The organism is Kitasatospora sp. YST-16 (assembly GCF_026802215.1).
GTDB classification, from domain to species: domain Bacteria; phylum Actinomycetota; class Actinomycetes; order Streptomycetales; family Streptomycetaceae; genus Kitasatospora; species Kitasatospora cineracea.
The window spans coordinates 1,072,108-1,089,314 of sequence record NZ_CP113837.1 but is presented as its reverse complement, the minus strand read 5'-3'; the positions used below and the strand labels follow the sequence as shown (position 1 = coordinate 1,089,314).

Here is a 17,207-nt window from a genome sequence, read left to right as displayed (position 1 = left end):
GACGTTCCGTTGCCGCACCGATTGTGTGACGGCTCATTCGAAAGCCCCGCCGGGCGACACCCAGCCGACCCTGTCCCTGGGGCGGCCGCCGCCCGCACCGGACCCACACTGGAGAACTCCGCGATGACCACTTCCGTGCAGCTCGACCGTGCCCAGAAGCGCTTCGACCTCTGGGACGTCAACGGCGACGGCCAGATCGACCGCGCCGACTGGGAGGCCGAGGCCAAGCGCATCCTGCAGGCCTTCGGCGAGGCCCCCACCTCCCCGGCCGCGCGCCAGCTCTCCGACGCCTACCTCGGCATGTGGAGCTTCTTCGCCGACAAGGCGGGCATCGACGAGCACACCGGTGCGCTCACCCCCGAGCAGTTCAACCACATCGCCGAGGAGCACGTCCTCGAGAACGGCGGCGCCGGCTTCGGCCGCGTCGTCAAGCCGACCATCCAGGCCATGGTCGAGCTGGTCGACGTGGACGGCGACGGCCAGGTCAACCCGGCCGAGTTCAAGTCCTGGCTGGACGCGATCGGCGTTTCCAGCGTCGACCCGTCCGAGGCCTTCCGCCAGATCGACGCCAACGGCGACGGCCAGCTCTCCGTGGAGGAGCTGGTCCAGGCCGTGCGCGCCTACCACCTGGGCGAGATCGACGTCCCGCTGCTGGGCCGCTGAGCCACCGGCACGGCGACGGCGACGGTGACCGGCGCGGCCGGCAGGACGACTGCCGCTGACGGCCGCTGACGGCTACCGACGGTCGAAGGGCCCGGAACGGGGATGGCGCCCCCCGCTCCGGGCCCTCTCGTCGTCGCCCAGCTCCCCGGCCGGCCGGACCTTCGGCCGGACCTCCGGGGGGCTCAGCCTTCGGCCGGGACGAACCGCACCGGCAGCTCCGGGCGCAGGTCCAGCTTCTCGCCGGTCAGCAGGTGGTCGGCCGCGATCAGCACGTTGTAGTGGTTCGGGAAGTGGCAGGCGTCGAAGCCCAGCACGGTGCCCACCCGGTGCTCGCCGACGAACACCTCGTCGCCCCGGTCCAGCACCCCCGCCACCGCGACCTCCGCGAACCCCAGGAACCCCACCCGGTCGATCCGGGCCCCCGCCGCGGTGTCCCGCTGGTCGGTGGTCACCAGCTCGTGCACCTCGCCTGCCCGGACGCACCGGCTGGCGAACGGTTCCAGGCTCATCCCGCGCTCCGTCCGGCTGTGCAGCAGCACCTTCACCAGCGTGCCGGTCACCGTCCGCTTCGGCCCGTTCTCGCGCACCGGCACCGGCACCGGCAGCTCCGCCACCCGCTCCCGGCTCATCCGCGCACCTCCGCCCGCGTACCCGCACCCGCACCCGTGCCCATGACCGTGCCCGCGCCCGTGTTCGCGTCCGTCCGTCCGCCCGGCCGACCCGGCCCCGGTGGCTCCGGACTCGGCCCGGTACGCCGCCTCGACCACCCGCAGCGCGTCCACCCCGTCCGGGCCCCGCTCCGCCGGGCCGGCCGCCGCCGCACCGCCGCTGCCGTCTCCGCCGCCGCTGTCGTCGCCGCCCAGCAGCCCGGCGAACTCGCCGACGATGCCCTCGTACTCGTGCCAGAGCGACTGCTTGAAGCCCTGGTGCCCGGCCAGCAGGTCCGCCCGCAGCACCGTGCCGTCCGCCAACTCCACCGCGACGTCCTTGAGTTCGCCGGGGTACGACCAGTCCAGCTCGATCCGTCCGCGCACCCCGCCGGGGCCCGCCAGCTCCAGCACCGCGTACCGGTCGACCCCGCCGCCGTCGCGCACCACCTCCGCGCCGGTCAGCTCCATCCGGCCCGCGAGCAGCCGGAGCAGGTCGTACGCGTTCGGGCCGTTGTCGGCCACGCAGCCGCCGCCGCACCGCTCCGGGTCCAGGTACCAGCGGTCCCGGCCGACGTGCTCCTCGATCAGTTCGAAGTAGCGGATCGTCACCGACCGTACGGGCAAGGGCTGTTCGGCGACCGCCGTGCACAACTCCCGCACCGCCGCGTTGTACCGACGGTGGAAGGCGGTGAACAGCGGCACCCGCCGTTCGGCCGCCAGGGCCGCCAACTCCTCGCCCTCCGCGGCCCGCAGGGCCAGCGGCTTCTCCACGCACACCGGCAGGCCCGCCCGCAGCGCGTCCCGGCAGATCGCCAGGTGCAGGTCGTTCGGGACGGTCACCACGACGGCGTCCAGCCCGCCCGCGGCCAGCAGCTCCCGGTGGTCGGTGAAGCACGCGACCCGGTCGCCGAACGGCTCCAGCACCGCCGCGTCCCGGTCGCACACCGCCGCCAGCCGCACGCCCGGCACCCGCTCCAGCGCGGCCAGGTAGAACCGCGAGATCACCCCGAGCCCGATCACCCCGAACCGCAGCCCGCTCACCGCCCGGCCTCCGTCCCCGCCACCGGGCGGATGCCGAACTGCTCGGCGATGACCGCCAGTTCGGCCAGCAGCGGGGCGGCCAGCGGCACCCCGTCGCGGTGCGACTCGGCGGTCCGCCGGGCCTCGTGCCAGCCCGGGTACGCCACCGGGTCCGAACTCCCCACCGAGGGCGGGCAGTCCAGCACCGTCCCGAACAAGGTCCGGGCGTCCAGGGCCACTTGCTCGGCGTCCCGCAGCGTCGCCGGGGCGATCGCCAGCGCGAAGATGCCGATGTCGTCGTCCCGCCCGGACGGCCGGCCGTCGCCGTCCAGCGCGGCCGGCTCCGGGCCCAGGCCTGCTCCCGGCAGCAGCGCGGCCAGCACCTCCACCATCAGGCCCAGCCCGAAGCCCTTGAACTCGCCGCCCGAACCGGACCCCAGCCACAGCAGGTGCGCCTCGCCCCGGTCGAACGCGCCCGGATCGGTCACCGGCCGTCCGTCCGGCCCCGCCAGCCACCCCTCCGGGATCGACCGGCCCGCCCGCTCGGCCGCCCGGACCCGGCCGGTCGGCACCGCCGTGGTGCTCATGTCCAGGACGTACGGCGGCAGTTCACCCGCCGGAGCGGCCACGCTCCACGGGTTCGTGCCCAGCAGCGCCACCGCACCGCCCGGCGGCCGGGCGATCCGCTGCCGGCCGCAGTTCGACGCCAGCAGCCCGATCATCCCGCGGCCGGTCACCCGCGCCGCGTGGTGCCCCGCACAGCCGAAGTGGGTGGCCCGGCGCACCGACACCAGCCCGATCCCGTGCCGCTCGGCCCGTTCCGCGGCCAGCTCCATCGCCGCCCCGGCCTGCCACAGCCCGAGCGCCCCGCCCGCGTCCACCAGCACCGCCGCGCCCCGGTCCGCCACCACCTCCGGCTCCGCCAGCGGATCGGCCCGGCCCTCCGCCAGCAGCGGCAGGTAGAGCCGCCCCAGGTTGGCCAGCCCGTGCGAGTCCATCCCGGCGGCGTCGCCGTAGCACAGCGCCTCCGCCGCCGCCCGGGCCCGCTCGGGCGGCAACCGGTGCGCGGTGAACACCTCGGTGGTGAAACGGATCAGATCGGCGTACGGGACGCGGACGGTGCCGGCGGCACTGGGCGCGGACGCCACGGTGGTCACGGGGAACAGCCTCCAGACAGGGACTTCGGACGACGAAAGGACGGGGGATCGGGGGGATCAGGGGCGGCGACGGTGGCGGGCGAAGGCCACCAGCAGCCGGGCCACCGCCGAGGCGAAGGCGTCGAGCTGGGCCGCCTCGGCGAACTCGCCTGCCGCGTGCGCCCGGTTGGCGCCCAGGTCGCCGGGGCCGAGCACCACGGTGAACGCGTCGTCCGGCAGACCGGCCGTCCAGATCGCGTCGCAGGTGAACGCCGGTTCCGCGTCCGGCATCCGGGGGATGCCGGCCCGCCGGGACAGCAGGTCCTCGAACTCCGGATGCCGGTTGTCCAGGACGGGCAGGCCGCGCTTGGGCCAGTCCAGCCGGGTGATCCGGGCGCAGTCGGCGGCCGTCCGGGCGAACTCCGGCAGCTCGGCGAACTCGCGGCGGAACGCGTCCAGCCCGGAACGGACCGCCGCCTCCACCTCGGCCGCCGCCCGGCGGCCCGAACCCGCGTCCCGGTAGGGGAGGTTGAGCAGCAGCTCGCCACTGCCGTAGACCCGGTTGTGCAGCGGGCCGGTGCCCAGGCCCGCCACGCAGACCGGGTCGCGCGGACCGGGTCGGCGGCCCAACTCCCGGGCCAGGTACTGGGCGAGGAAGCCGAGCAGCACCGTCGCGTTGTGGCCCGCGCCCGGGCAGTCGTCGATCGCGTCCTCGCCGCGCACCCGCAGCCGGGCGGTGGCGGCGGCGGTGGCCCGGGGCAGGTAGCGCAGGCCGGTCGGCTCGCAGAACACGTTCAGCGCGCCCACGTACCCGGCCCCGACCAGCGGACGGGTGCCGAACACGCCCATCGCGCCGCCCTCCTCGCCGGACACCGCCTGCACCAGCACCCCGACCTCGCGGCCCACCCGGGGTTCCGCCGCCACCGCCGCCCGGATCCCGGCCAGCAGCGCCACCGCCGGGCCCTTGGCGTCGATCGCGCCCCGCCCGGTGAACCGCCGCCCGTCGAACCCCACCGGCTCCGGCCCGGCCACCGTGTCCAGGTGCACGTTGAACATCACCGTCGCCGCCCGGGGCAGCTCCGGTCCCAGCCGCAGCACCAGGCTCGGCTGGCACTCCAGGAACCCGGGCACCTCGTCCACGGCCTGACGTACCGTCAACGGCGCGTCTTCGCCTGCCAGTTCGCCCATCCCGGGCGCACCGCGGTACAACTCCACCAGCCCGCGACCGGCCGCCGCCCGCGCATACACGTCCAGCGCCTCGGGCAGCAGCGGCAACGGCGCGCCGGGGCCGGTCTCCAGCGGGCCGGCGGTGGGCAGGCGCAGCAGTTCGAGCAGCAACTCTCGCTCGCCTGAAAAGAGTTCGGCCACCGGTAGCTCGCTCGCCGGGAGCCCGGCCGCCGCTTGCGCTTCGTCCGGCGCCTGCGCGCACTCCACCGTCCCGGCCCCGGACGCCACCGCCTCACCGGGCATCGGACACCGCCTCCTCCCGAGCCGCCCCCACGTCCGTGCCCACCGGTCGGGACGCCGATCGGGACGCCGGTCGGGACGCCGGAAGGTCCAGCGCCAGCCCGCCCGGGACGAGGCGCCAGCCGGGGGAGTGCGGCAGCACCTCGCGCTCCACCAGGGCGGTCAACGCCCGCCCGGCGGCGACGAATCCGCTGTCGGTGCGGCCGTCCGCCGCCAGGCCCTCGTGCGGCCGGGTGGCCAGGTGCGGCTCCAGCGACCACACCCCGCGCCAGCCGCGTGCGGTCAACAGCCGCAGGGACTCGGCGAGTCGGGCGTCGCCGGTGCCGGGCAGCACGTACCGGGTGTCGGGGCCGCTGCCGACGGCGTCCTTGACGTGCACGTGGTCGACGTGTCCGGCGGTCCGGCGCAGCAGCTCGAACCCGTCGTAGCCGTACGCGATCCCGTTGCCGGTGTCGTGCAGCAGGCGCAGCCCGGGGCTGTCCACCGAGGCGATCAGGTCGAGCGCCTTCTCGGCCGAACTCCCGGCCCAGCCCGCGCAGTTCTCGTGCAGCGCGAGCCGCCCGCCGCGGTGCGCACCGGCGGCGACGCCGCGCAGCCGGGCCAGCACCCGGCGGCGCCACTCGGGCTCCGGCAGGCCGGTGCCGTTGGGGTAGGACATCACCCGGATCCGGGTGGTGCCGAGCACCGCGGCGCGCAGGGCGAGCGCGTCGAGCTCCAGGTCCTCCCGGCGGTGGTCACCGGTGATGTCGGAGGCCCAGTTGCCGACCCGGGAGGCGATGCCGCAGACCCGGACGCCCCGCCGGCGCAGGGTGCGGGCGAGGGCGGTGACCTGCCGGACCGGCAGATCGGCGATCCAGACGCCGTCCACCGTCCGCAACTCCAGTTCGTGCCAGCCGAGTTGCTCCAGCGCGTCGAGCTGTCCGGCCAGGTCGGGCGCGGCCTCGTCGCCGATCCCGCCGAACCGGACGGCCGCCCCGCCGAACTGGCCGGCCGTCCCGCCGGACCGTTCGGCCGGCCGCCGGGCCACCGGCGTCCGGTTCGCCCGCCGCCGCCTGGTCCGGCCGCCCTTGCGGAGGGCGCTCACCGGCTCATCACCGCCCGCAGCACCCCGGCCGCGCCGCCCCCTGCCGCACCACCGCCTACGCCACCACTGCTGCCACCACCACCGTCACCATTACCACCGGCCGCGATCGCCTTGGCCCGGTCGAGCAGGCGCACCACCTCGGTGTTGACCGCCAGGTCGGGGTGCGCGCCGCGCCGCCCGCCGTCCGCCGCGTAGTACCCGTAGATGTGCTCCAGGAAGCCGCCCAGCGCGTCGTCGTGCAGCAGTTCGGTGCTCTCGCCGTCGCGGTCGATGACGGTCAGCCGGGCGTACGCGTCGGCCTCGCTGCCGGGGAAGTGGCCGATCAGGGTGCCGCGGGCGAGCTCCAGGGTGACCCGGCGCTCGCGGACCGGCGAGGTGAGGTCGGAGCGGATCCGGGTCCACGCGCCGCCGCGGTGCTGGAGGTTGAGCCAGGCGGTGCCGAGCCGGGGCAGCACCTGCCCGTCGACCACCATGTCGGTGCCGCCCGCGCCGGTCACCTCGCCGGGCCCGGCGAGGGCGAGGCAGAGGCCGAGCGAGTGCGGCAGCTCGATGTCGAAGGCGGTGGGATGGCCGCCCCCGGCCAGCGAGCGGGAGAACCGCGGCTTGCGCTGGACGACGTGGATGGTGCGCAGCGGCCCGTACGCGTCCTGGGCGAGCAGCGCGCGCAGCCGGCCGGTGAGGCGGCTGCCCAGCCACTGGGCGACCACCGCCAGGTCCAGCCCGTACCGGTCGCGCAGCGCGAGCAACTCGTCCAGGCCGCGGCTGTCGGCGGCCACCGGCTTCTCCAGCAGCACCCGCCGGTAGCCCAGCCGGCCAAGGGTGTCCAGGGCGGCGACCCGCTCGGTGGGCGGGGTGCACAGGTGGACGACGGTGCGCTCCGGGTCGAGCAGCCGGGGCGCCTCGGCGAGGGTGGTCGGGCGCAGGTCGGCGGCCGCCCGGGGGCGCCGGTACGGGTCGACGGCGAGGATCGGCGCGGCGGCGAACAGGCGCGCGGTGCCGGGCGCGCCGCGCAGGCGGCGCAGCACCGGGAGGTGGAGTCCGTCTCCGGCCCGTCCCATTCCGACGAGTAAGGTCCCGAGTCCGTTCGGCATGGCGGGGTGTCATTCCTTCCGGGTCGCGGCGGTGCGGTCGGTGCCGCGGTCGGCGCTGCTTCGCCCGGTATTCAATCAGCACTTCGGCGGCAATCCGATCGGGCGTCAAATCGCTTTTCCGGCAGGCCATTCGAAGGAGTGAACCCGCTTGCCGGCCGGGGTGGACGGGGGTGCGGTCGGCATAGATTCGGGTGCCCGGCAGATTCGGGCACGGACCTTTCGATCCGCCTGATCCATACCATCCGATGAGGGATTTATGGGTGCCACCACCTCCCCGGGCGTCTCCTTCTTCACCCAGGCCGAGACCTTCGAATCGCTCTGGCCCACCACCCGGCGCTACCTCGACGAACTCATGGACCGCGGCAAGTACTCGCACGGCCCGAAGGTCGAAGAACTCGAGGCCGCCCTCGCCGCTTGGACCGGCGCCCGGCACGTGATCGGCGTCAACAGCGGCACCGACGCCCTGGTCCTGCTGCTGCGCGCGGCCGGCCTGCGTCCCGGCGACGAGGTGATCGTCCCCGCCTACTCCTTCGTCGCCTCCGCGACCTCGGTGGTGCTGGCCGGCGGCCGCCCGGTCTTCGCCGACATCGACCCGGTCACGTACAGCCTCGACCCGGCGAGCGTCGAAGCCGTCCGCACCGACCGCACCCGGATGGTCATGCCGGTCCACCTGTTCCACCAACTCGCCGACCTGCGCGCCCTGCTGGCCGTCGCCGACCGGCACGGCCTGACCGTCGTCGAGGACAGCGCCGAGGCGTTCGGCATGCGCTGGGACGGCGTCCACGCCGGGCTGCACGGCGCCGGCGGCGTGCTCTCCTTCTTCCCCACCAAGACCCTCGGTGCGATCGGCGACGCCGGCGCCGTCCTCACCGACGACCCCGCCCTCGCCGAAGCCGTCTCCGCGATGCGCCACCACGGCCGCACCGGCCGCACCCTGGACGACTTCCCCACCATCAACCGCCCCACCGAACTCCTCGGCACCAACAGCAAGATGGACGACATCCAGGCCGCCGTCCTGCTCGCCAAACTCGGCCGCGCCGACCAGGACATCGCCCGCCGCGCCACCCTCGCCGCCCGCTACACCGAACGCCTGACCGGCACCCCCGGCCTCACCCTGCCCACCGTCGTCGACCGCGGCGCCGCCACCGACCCCGTCTGGTACGTCTACCTGGTCGAGTCCGACCACCGCGACGCACTCGCCGACCACCTCGCCCGGCACGGCGTCCAGACCGAGACCTACTACCCGACGCCGCTGCACCTCCAGCCCTGCTTCGCCGAACTCGGCCACCGCCCGGGCGAGTTCCCGCACGCCGAAGCCGCCTGCGGCCGCGCCCTCGCCCTCCCGCTCTACCCCGACCTCGCCGACCACCAACTGGACCTGGTCAGCGACCTGGTCCGCGACTTCCAGCACGGAAAGCAGCGCTGACCCGCCGATGACCACCACGACCGCCGCCACCACCACCATCCCGTTCTTCCCGCCCGACCTCTTCGAGGACGACCGCGACCTGCTGCTCGACACCGTCCGCGAGATCGCCACCGACCCCGCCCAGCGCTTCATCCTCGGCGAACGCACCGCCCGCTTCGAGGAGTTGCTGCGCACCGACCTCGGCGCCGGAGACGTCATCGCCTGCGGCAGCGGCACCACCGCCCTCACCCTGATCCTGCGCGCCATGGGCATCACCGCCGGCGACGAGGTGATCGTCCCGGCCTTCGGCTGTGCCCCGCTCGCCAACACCGTCCTCGGCGTCGGCGCCACCCCGGTCTTCGCCGACATCGACCCGCACACCCTGGTCATCGACCCGGACGCGGCCGAGGCCCTGATCACCCCCCGCACCAAGGCCCTGATGCCCGCCCACATGTTCTCCGTGATGGCCGACATGCCACGCCTGCGCGCCCTCGCCACCCGGCACGGCCTCCGCCTGATCGAAGACTCCGCCGTCGCCCAGGGCGCCGTCCTGGACGGCCGCCCGGCCGGCACCTGGGGCGACGCCGGGGTCTTCTCCTTCGTCCAGGTGAAGTCCTTCGGCGGCCCCGGCGAAGGCGGCGTCGTCGTCACATCCGACCCCGAACTCGCCCGCACCGTACGGATGCTGCGCAACCACGGCCAGGACGGCACGCACCGCTTCCGCCACCACCTGGTCGGCCTCAACAGCCGCTTCGACGAGATCCTGGCCGCCTTCCAACTCCGCCGCCACCCCGGCCTGGCCGCCCGCCTCGCCCGCCGCGCCGAGATCGCCGCCCACTACACCCGGCACTTCACCCCCCTCGCCACCCGCGGCATCCTCCCGCCCCCGCCCGGCACCAACGGACGCTGCTACTACGTCTACACCCTGCTTGCCGAGCGCCGCGACGACCTCCACCGCCACCTCGCCGCCCACCAGGTCGACGGCCACGTCTACTACCCCCAACCCCTGCCCCACCAGCCCGCGTTCGCCCACGCCGCCGCCCCCGGCGGCCACTGGCCGAACGCCGAACGGGCGGCCCGCCAGTGCCTCTCCCTGCCGGTCTACCCGCACCTGACGGACGCCGAGGTCGAGCGGATCACCACCGCGGTCCTCACCTTCCCCACCTGATCCCGCCGACGGGCGCCCCGCGAGCCACGGGGCGCCCCACCGGCCTTGCCGAGCTGCAACTGCCGCCCGCCCGGCGCTCTCAGCCCACCGCCTCCACCGTCTCCACTGCCTCCGTTCCCACCGCCTCCCGCCCGGCCGCCGCCGCCAGCTCCGCGATCACCCGCCGGTCCGGCTTCCCCGACGCGCCCACCGGCAGCTGCTCCAGCAGCACCAGCCGCTCCGGCAGCTTGTACCGCTCCAGGCCGCACAACTCGGCCAGGAACACCGTCAGTTCGCCGAGCACCAGCCTGTCCCCGCGCGGCACCGCGCAGACGCACATCCGTTCGCCGAGGTCCGGGTCCGGCACCGGCACGCACACCGCCTCCACCACTTCCGGGTGCCCCTCCAGCAGCCGTTCCACCTCCGCCGTGGAGATCGACACCCCGCCCCGGTTCACCGTCTGCTTGATCCGGGCCAGCACCCGCAGCGAACCGTCCGGCTCCAGCACCCCCCGGTCGCCCGAGCGGACCCAGCCCCCGTCGACCCGTAGCCGGGCGTCCAACTCGGGCTCCCCGACGTGGCACAGCGGCGTCATCGGCCCGCGCGCCTGCAACTCGCCCGGCACTCCCGCCGGCACCGGCCGCCCGTCCGGCCCGCACACCCGGAACTCCGCCACCGTCGGATCCGGCCGGCCCACCCGCAGCACGTCACCGTCCGGATCCGTCCACCGCGCATGGCAGTTGAGCCCGTCGCTGGCCCCGTACACGTTCACCACCGGGCACCCGAACCGCCGCAGGGCCGCACCCAGCACCGCCGGAGACAGCGCCGCCGCGCTCGACACCACCGCCTGCAACGAGGACAAGTCCTCACCCGGCACCGGCAGTTGCTCCGCCATCCGGCGCAACATGGTCGGCACCGCCGCCAGGTGGGTCGGCCGCCACCGCCCCACGGCCGCCAGCGCCTCCGCCGGATCGAACCGGTCCCCGCCCGGCAGCAGCACGGTCGCCCCGCACCGCACCAGCGCCACCACCGCCAGCGAACCGTACGCCGTCGCCGGGCTCACCAGCAGCAGCGCCCGCGGCGGCGCACCGTCCTCCGTCCCCAACACCCGCTCCACGTACCGCCCGCGCCCCCCGGCCAGCGCATTGTGCGAGTACGCGATCAGCTTCGGCACGGCCTCCGAACCCGAGGACAGCAGGATCCGGGCCGGCGCCTCCGCGTCCACCACCGCCGGTGCCCACCCCGACTGCTCCGGCCACGGCTCCGCCCCCAGCACCACCACCTCGTGCAGATCCGGCAACTCCGGCCGCAACCCGTCCACCAGCGCCTTCCACTCCGGCACCGTCACCACCGCATCCACCCGCGCCGTCCCCCACACCGCCAGCAGGTCCCGCCGCCCGTGCCCCGGCGTGCACGGCAACACCACCGCCCCCAGCGCCGCCACCGCCAGATCCACCGCCAACGCCCGCCGATCGGCCGGCACCTTCACCCCCACCACCGACCCCGGCCGCACCCCCCGCGCCGCCAACCCGGCCGCCAACCCCCTTACCTGCCGCCCGAGTTCCGCGTACGAGAGCTCCCCGCCCCCGTCGACCACCGCCACCCGCCCGCCGTGCGCCGCCACCCGCTCCTCGAACAACTCGTACAGCCCCCGCCCCGGACACCACCCCCGCCGCACCCACTCCTTCCGCAGCCCCCGCCCCACCCGGTCGGGAAACTCCACCCCAGCCACCGAAACCCACGTCACAGCCACCACTCCCGTCATCCGTCGATCCGCCGAACCCATCGCCAACCCGCGCCCCGTCACCGCGGCGCCGTCACCGCCCGCTCACGCCCCGAACTCCCACGGCGCGCGGACGAACGCACACCCGTCCGCCCCGAACTCCAGCGCCGCCGCCACCCGCGGGTCCCGCGCCAGGACGGCCAGATCCGTGCACACCGCCGCCCCGCCGTCACCGCCCACCCCACCCGCCGCGTTCGCCCCGCCCGCCCGGTTCGCCGCCCCGCACAGCAGCCGCGCCGCCGACAGCAGCGAGGACTCGACGTGCTGCGCCCGCCCGGTCCGCTCACGAGCCTCCAGGGCCGCCACCGTCCCCGCCGCGCAGACCAGCCCGCCCAGCACGTCGCAGACGGTCAGCAGGGTGGGCCGCGGCGGCAGCCCGTCCGGCGCCAGCAGCGCGGCCAGACCGGAGTGCGCCTGCACGGGGTAGTCGGTGCTCAGCCCGGGCCCGCCGCCGCTGGCCTGGGCGTACACCAGGCCGGGGCGCAGCGCGGCGACCGCCGCGGCGTCCAGCCCCAGTCCGGCGACCTTCGCGGGCGCCAGGCTGTGCAGCAGCACGTCCGCCCCCCGCACCAACTCCCGTACCGCAGACCGCCCTTCCGTACTGCGCAGGTCCGCCTCCAGCACCCCCTTGCCGCGGTTGAGCGCCGCGAACCGCGCCGACACCGCCACCCCGCCGCCACCCGATACCGTCATCGGCGGCACCCCGCGCAGCGGGTCCCCGCCCACCGGCTCGACCCGCACGACCTCGGCCCCCAGCAGTGCCAACACCCGCCCGGCCACCGGCCCTTGGACCCGCCGGGCGATCTCCACCACCCGGACCCCGCTCAACGGCCCCTTCCCGAACCCGAATTCGGGCTCCCGGACCGGCCCCGCGACCCCGCCCGCCCGCAGCCGCCACGGCAGCCCGCCCAGCACGGCCGGCCGCGCCGCCGCCACCGTCAACTCCACCCCGCACCCGGCCGCGATCCGCACCAGCCGCCGGTAGCCGACCGCCCGCGTCGCCGCGAACAGCTCCTCGGGCAGCGGGCAGGAAGCCGTCCCGTACCGGGCCTGGAACGGCAGCCAGGCCCGGCCCACCACCCGTCGCCCGACGCCGAGTTCGGACCAGAACCGCAGCCAGCCGTCCGCCGCCAGGACCTCCAGCTCGAACCGGACCCCGTCCGCCGCGACGAACGGCGGCCCGCCCACCCCGGACGGATCCGCGCACTCCCGGTCCGGGGCGGTCGCCGCCGCCAGGTACTGCGCCAGCCCGAACAGCGCGGCCTGCGCCACCGAGACCCCCACCTCCCGGTACGCCGCCCCGAACCGCCGCGCCCGCAGCGCCGCCAGCGCACCCGTCGCGGCCAGCACCCCGGCCGCCACCGACGCGAAGTCCACCCGCAACGGCGTCGGCGCCCCGTACCGCCGGCCGTGCACGTGCATCACCCCGCACGCCGCCTGGACGTCCGCCTCACTGCCGAGAGCCAGCCCCAACGGCCCGGCCCAGGAGATCCTGCAGCCCAACTCCCCGCCCACCTCCAGCAGTTCACCTTCCACCACCCCCATCCCGCACCCGCGCAACAGCCCGGCCGCCACCTCCCGCGCCACCACCGGCCGCAGCGCCGCAAGCAGGCCCGGCCCGCCACCCACGGCCGCCGCCCGCCCGCCGCTCACGGCCGCCGCCCGCGTACCGCGTACACCACGTTCGAGCAGGCCCGGAACCGCGGGTCGCCGAACAGCCCGCGCAGCTCGGCGAGTTCGTCCTCCGTCAGCCCCTCCCGCAGCAGTGCCTCCCGCAGGTGCCAGGTGTTGTGCAACTGCATCTCCAGCTGCGGCGTCCCGGGCGCGAGCGTGCCGATCCGGGCCTCCGCCTCCACCTCGACGAACCCGGCCCGCACCAGCGCACCGGCGCACTCCCGCCCCCACCCCTGGTGCGAACCGCGGGCCCGGAAGGCCCGCAACTTCGCCTGCTGGTACCGCTCGTACAGCTCCCGGGCCCGCTCGTCGGGGACGGTGAGCACCGGCGCGTACTCGGCGTCGAACTCCAGCAGGTGCAGCACCCCGCCGGGCCGCAGCGCGGCGAACAGCCGCGCCAACACCGCCTCCCGCTCCGGCAGATGGGACAGCACCAGCCGGACGTGCACCAGGTCGAACGCCTCCTCCGGCAGCGGGTCCCGCACCACGTCGTGCTGCCGCACCGCCAGCCCGGGCCGGGGAGGCACCGGCAGCGGCACCAGGTCCGTGGCCACCACCGAGCCCCCGGGCGCGACCTGCTCGGCCAGCCAGACCGCGACGCTCCCCGCCCCGGCGCCCACGTCCAGGCACCGCATCCCGGGCCCGACCCCGCCCGCCCGCAGCCGGCCGACACTGATCGGGTCGAGCCACGCCGCCAGGCACCGGTGCTGCCCGGCCGCGTGCGCACTCCCGTTGTCGAACAGGTACGACCCCCCGGCCTCCCGCACCGCCCCGCCCCTCACGCCCGCCCCACCGAAGCCGAAACCGAAGTCGGAGCCGAAACCGAAACCGAAGCGGCCCCCGCACCCGCCCCTGCCCCCGCCCCCGCCGCGTGCGCGAGCACCCGCTCCGCCGCCAGCTTCCCCGACCGCACCGCCCCCTCGCTGCTCGGCCGCAGCATCATCCAGTCCCCGGCGTACTCCACCGCCCGGGTCGGCCGGTCCAGGAACGCGGCCCGCTCCCGGACGGCCGCCGGCGCCCCCTGCGGCAGCCCGAGCGGGAAGCGGTGCACCAGGGTCCGGACGGTGGCCGCCCGCAGGCCGGGCAGGAAGCGCTCGGCCTCTGCGCAGAGCGTCTCCACCACCCGCTCGTCCGGTTCGCCCAGCAGCTCGGGGGAGACCCACGGCGAGGCGAACACGCTGACCAGCCCCTTCCCCGCGGGTGCCCGCCCGTCCGCCTTCAGGTGGTCGAGGATCAGCCCGGTGCAGACCCGGCTCTCGCTCTCCGGCACCGACATCGCGTAGCTCGGCGCCCCGGTCGGACTGGGCAGCGGCCGGTCCAGCAGGCAGGCCACCTTGAGCATCGGCGCGTACGTGCTCGCCGCCAGGTACGGCCGCTCCCCGTCCGGGAGGTCGTCCCCGCGCAACTCCAGCGCCAGCGGCGCGGGCACCGCCAGCACCACCTGCCGGGCCCGCACCCGCGTCCCGTCCGCGAACTCCACCCGCACGCCGGCCGCCCCCGGGCCCGGCTCCTCCCGGACGGCGGTCACCCGCCGCCCCAGCTCCACCGGCAGCCGTTCGGCCAGCCGGCGGGCCAGCGTGTCCATCCCGTCCCGGTAGGTCATCCAGCGCGCTCCGGCCCCGCCCACCGACAGCAGGGTGGCCACCATCGGGGCGACGGCCGAGCTCTCCGGCCGCCAGCCGAAGCAGTGGCTGGAGAGCGGTTGCAGCATCGCGGCGAGCAGTTCCTCCCGCCCCGCCGAGCCGGCGCAGTACTCGCTCAGCGTGGCGTCCCGGCTGGGCGCGGTCTCCGGCCGGTCGGGGTCGAACCCCCGCCAGGCGGTGCCGAGTTCGGCGACGAAGCGCAGCCACGCCCAGCGTCCCCGCCAGGACAGCCCGGCGCCGGTCAGCAGGCCCTTCGGGTGCCCGAGGTGGGCGTGCGCCCGCCCGTGCCGCCACAGCGCGAACCCGGGTTCGATCACCGGCACCTCGGACTCCGGCACGCCCACCGCCCGGATCAGCTCCCAGGTCGCCTCGTACCCGGCCCCGGCGATGGTCTCCGCGCCCTCGTCGAGCAGCCACCCGTCCACCCGGCTGGAGGCCATCCGCCCACCGATCCGGTCGCCCCCTTCGAAGACCCGCACCGACCGCCCGGCCGCCACCAGGTGGTGCGCCGCGGCCAGCCCGGCGATCCCCGCCCCGACCACCGCGACATCGACCTCGCCCGAACCGCCCGCCGCGTCCCAGCCGTCTTCCGTGCCCACTGCGCCCACTGCACCCACTGCGCCCTCCGCCCTCGTCACGTCAACTCCCGCCCTTCCCCGCCGCGTTCACGTCCACTGCCCGGTCCCGATCCCGGCACTGCCGGCCAGCACCCGGGCCCGCAGCTCGTGCCGCCGCACCTTCCCGGTGGCGGTCCGCGGCACCGCGTCCCAGCCGACCACCAGCGGTTCGGCCAGCGGCGGCAGGTCGCGCACCGCGTCCCGCCAGCGCGCCGGGTCGAGCCCGCCGTCCGCGGTGACCAGCACCGGTTGCGGGCGGCCGTCGGCCACCGACAGCAGGACGGCCTCCTCGACGTCGGGGAGCCGTTCGTGCAGCACGTCCTCGATCTCGACGCAGCTCATCCCGGGCACCATGTCGACCTCCCGGTCGAGCACCAGGACCCGGCCGTCGCGGGTGCGCACCCCGAGGTCCCCGGTGTTGAACCAGCCGCGGTCGAGCTTGCGCCCCCACCGCTCCGGCTCGCCCAGGTAGCCGAGGCAGAGCGCCCCGGTGCGGGCGTACAGCATCCCGGTCTCGCCGGGCGGCACCGTCCGGCCGGGCCGGGCCGGGTCGGCGACCTTCACCCGCACCCACCCGGGCACCGGCCGCCCCAGGTCGCGGGTGGTGGGGTGCCGCCCGGCGGGCCCGGCCAGCGCCCCGCGGGTCAGGAACCGGAAGCTCAGCGGCCCGGTCTCGCTCTGCCCCCACCCCTGCATCCAGAGCGGATGCCGCCGCCGGGTGGCGTCCAGGAAGGTCCGCACGGTCGGCGGGTGCATCGCGTCGAAGGTCGAGATGAACAGCCGCACGTCCCGGAACGGATTCGACCCCGCGGCCCCCGCGGCCCCCGTCGACCCCGCGGCCCCCGTCGAGCCTGCCGACCCAGCCGACCCCGCCGCCGGTTCCGCCAGCGCCTGCCAGCGCACGTAGCTGGACGGCAGCGCCTCCATGACGGTCGGCGGGTGGCTGCGCAGCAGCGCGGCGGCCGTCGACGGGTCCGAGTCGGGCAGCAGCACGACGGTCCGCGGGGCCCGCCAGAACGCGCTGACGGTCCAGGTCAGCGCCCGCCCGTGGGCGAACGAGACGGCGCTGGCCACGGTGTCCGCGCGGCGCACCGACAGCACCGGCCAGGGGCGCGCCTCGAACGCCGACAGCCGCCGGATCAGCGTCCGGGTGGAGTGCACCACCAGTTTGGGGACGCCGGTGGTGCCGGAGGTGTGGATGACCGCCAGCGGCTCGTCCTCCCCGCGCCCGCGCACCGCCGGCACCGGCCCGCCGCGCAGGTCGTCCACCGCCAGCGCGCCCTCGGCGGGCCCGTCCAGGCAGACCGTCCGCCCGGCCAGCGCGGTCAGTTCCACCCCGGCGGCCCGCGCCCCGCCGAGCACGTCCCGCTGGGTGACCAGCACGTCCGGCCGCAGCCGCCGCAGCAGCGCCGCCAGCCCGTCCGGCGGCACCCGGTCCGACAGCAGCGCGGGCACCGCCCCGATCCGGGCCGCCGCGCAGGCCAGCAGCACGTAGTCCCAGTGGTTGCGCTTGACGACCGCCACCGACGACCCGGGCCCGGCCCCGGCCGCCACCAGCCAGGCCGCGGTCTCCCGTACCAGCTCGGCCACCTGCCCGGTGTCGTACGCGGTGCCCCGCTCCGGCGCCAGGTCCAGCGGACGCCCCAACTGGACGTTCACCGAAGGACGTTGCTCGGCCAGCGTGTCGAACAGCGGCCCCAGGTCCAACGGCAGCCGCCCGAACAACACCCCCATCCCGCTGCGCCCCATCCCGCTGCGCCCCGTCCCGCTGCGCCCCGTCCCGCTGCGCCCCGTCCCGCTGCGCCCCGTCCCGCTGCGCCCCGTCCC

General features: G+C 76.1%; 13 protein-coding genes. 3 read left to right on the top strand and 10 right to left on the bottom strand.

The features are described 5' to 3' along the window. The first annotated feature begins 123 nt into the window (after positions 1 to 123). Positions 124 to 663: an EF-hand domain-containing protein gene (locus OU787_RS05000; RefSeq protein ID WP_030463931.1), complete on the top strand. Its 540-nt coding sequence runs from the start codon at positions 124 to 126 to the stop codon at positions 661 to 663. Positions 664 to 845: 182 nt separating this feature from the next. Here OU787_RS05000 and OU787_RS04995 read toward each other — a convergent pair whose 3' ends face one another. From OU787_RS04995 to OU787_RS04975, 5 genes are read right to left on the bottom strand one after another with little or no spacing between them, the layout of a single operon-like run. Beyond that, the gene (locus OU787_RS04995; protein WP_268658658.1) at positions 846 to 2,354 is read right to left on the bottom strand and encodes a Gfo/Idh/MocA family protein; all 1,509 of its coding nucleotides are present in this window, start codon (positions 2,352 to 2,354) and stop codon (positions 846 to 848) included. Next, on the bottom strand, positions 2,351 to 3,490 hold the full coding sequence (locus OU787_RS04990) for an Ldh family oxidoreductase (protein ID WP_268658657.1): 1,140 nt from the start codon (positions 3,488 to 3,490) through the stop codon (positions 2,351 to 2,353). The genes OU787_RS04995 and OU787_RS04990 overlap by 4 nt, the downstream gene beginning before the upstream one ends. Positions 3,491 to 3,547: 57 nt before the next feature. Continuing rightward, positions 3,548 to 4,939, bottom strand: a complete 1,392-nt coding sequence (locus tag OU787_RS04985; RefSeq protein ID WP_268658656.1) for a M20/M25/M40 family metallo-hydrolase — start codon at positions 4,937 to 4,939, stop codon at positions 3,548 to 3,550. Further along, the gene (locus OU787_RS04980) at positions 4,929 to 6,020 is read right to left on the bottom strand and encodes a sugar phosphate isomerase/epimerase family protein (RefSeq protein WP_268658655.1); all 1,092 of its coding nucleotides are present in this window, start codon (positions 6,018 to 6,020) and stop codon (positions 4,929 to 4,931) included. The genes OU787_RS04985 and OU787_RS04980 overlap by 11 nt, the downstream gene beginning before the upstream one ends. Continuing rightward, positions 6,017 to 7,078: a hypothetical protein gene (locus tag OU787_RS04975; protein WP_268658654.1), complete on the bottom strand. Its 1,062-nt coding sequence runs from the start codon at positions 7,076 to 7,078 to the stop codon at positions 6,017 to 6,019. Before OU787_RS04975 ends, OU787_RS04980 begins: the two co-directional genes overlap by 4 nt. 289 nt (positions 7,079 to 7,367) lie before the next feature. Between OU787_RS04975 and OU787_RS04970 the strand changes: the two genes are divergently transcribed. Both OU787_RS04970 and OU787_RS04965 read left to right on the top strand, forming a co-directional pair. Continuing rightward, entirely contained in the window at positions 7,368 to 8,537 is a 1,170-nt protein-coding gene (locus OU787_RS04970; RefSeq protein WP_268658653.1) for a DegT/DnrJ/EryC1/StrS family aminotransferase, read from the top strand. A gap of 7 nt (positions 8,538 to 8,544) precedes the next feature. Further along, on the top strand, positions 8,545 to 9,684 hold the full coding sequence (locus OU787_RS04965) for a DegT/DnrJ/EryC1/StrS family aminotransferase (protein WP_268658652.1): 1,140 nt from the start codon (positions 8,545 to 8,547) through the stop codon (positions 9,682 to 9,684). Positions 9,685 to 9,763: 79 nt separating this feature from the next. Here OU787_RS04965 and OU787_RS04960 read toward each other — a convergent pair whose 3' ends face one another. From OU787_RS04960 to OU787_RS04940, 5 genes are all read right to left on the bottom strand, one after another. Next, positions 9,764 to 11,386 carry a class I adenylate-forming enzyme family protein gene (locus tag OU787_RS04960; RefSeq protein ID WP_268658651.1) on the bottom strand — a complete coding sequence of 541 codons (1,623 nt, stop codon included), beginning with the start codon at positions 11,384 to 11,386 and terminating at the stop codon, positions 9,764 to 9,766. 105 nt (positions 11,387 to 11,491) lie between these two features. After that, on the bottom strand, positions 11,492 to 12,991 hold the full coding sequence (locus tag OU787_RS04955; protein ID WP_268661805.1) for a CoA transferase: 1,500 nt from the start codon (positions 12,989 to 12,991) through the stop codon (positions 11,492 to 11,494). 104 nt (positions 12,992 to 13,095) lie between these two features. Further along, a complete protein-coding gene (locus tag OU787_RS04950) occupies positions 13,096 to 13,887 on the bottom strand; it encodes a class I SAM-dependent methyltransferase (RefSeq protein ID WP_268658650.1) in 792 nt (263 codons plus the stop codon). Between the two features lie 11 nt (positions 13,888 to 13,898). Continuing rightward, the gene (locus tag OU787_RS04945; RefSeq protein WP_268658649.1) at positions 13,899 to 15,362 is read right to left on the bottom strand and encodes a protoporphyrinogen/coproporphyrinogen oxidase; all 1,464 of its coding nucleotides are present in this window, start codon (positions 15,360 to 15,362) and stop codon (positions 13,899 to 13,901) included. 66 nt (positions 15,363 to 15,428) lie between these two features. Beyond that, entirely contained in the window at positions 15,429 to 17,114 is a 1,686-nt protein-coding gene (locus tag OU787_RS04940) for a class I adenylate-forming enzyme family protein (RefSeq protein ID WP_268658648.1), read from the bottom strand. Positions 17,115 to 17,207 lie beyond the last annotated feature (93 nt).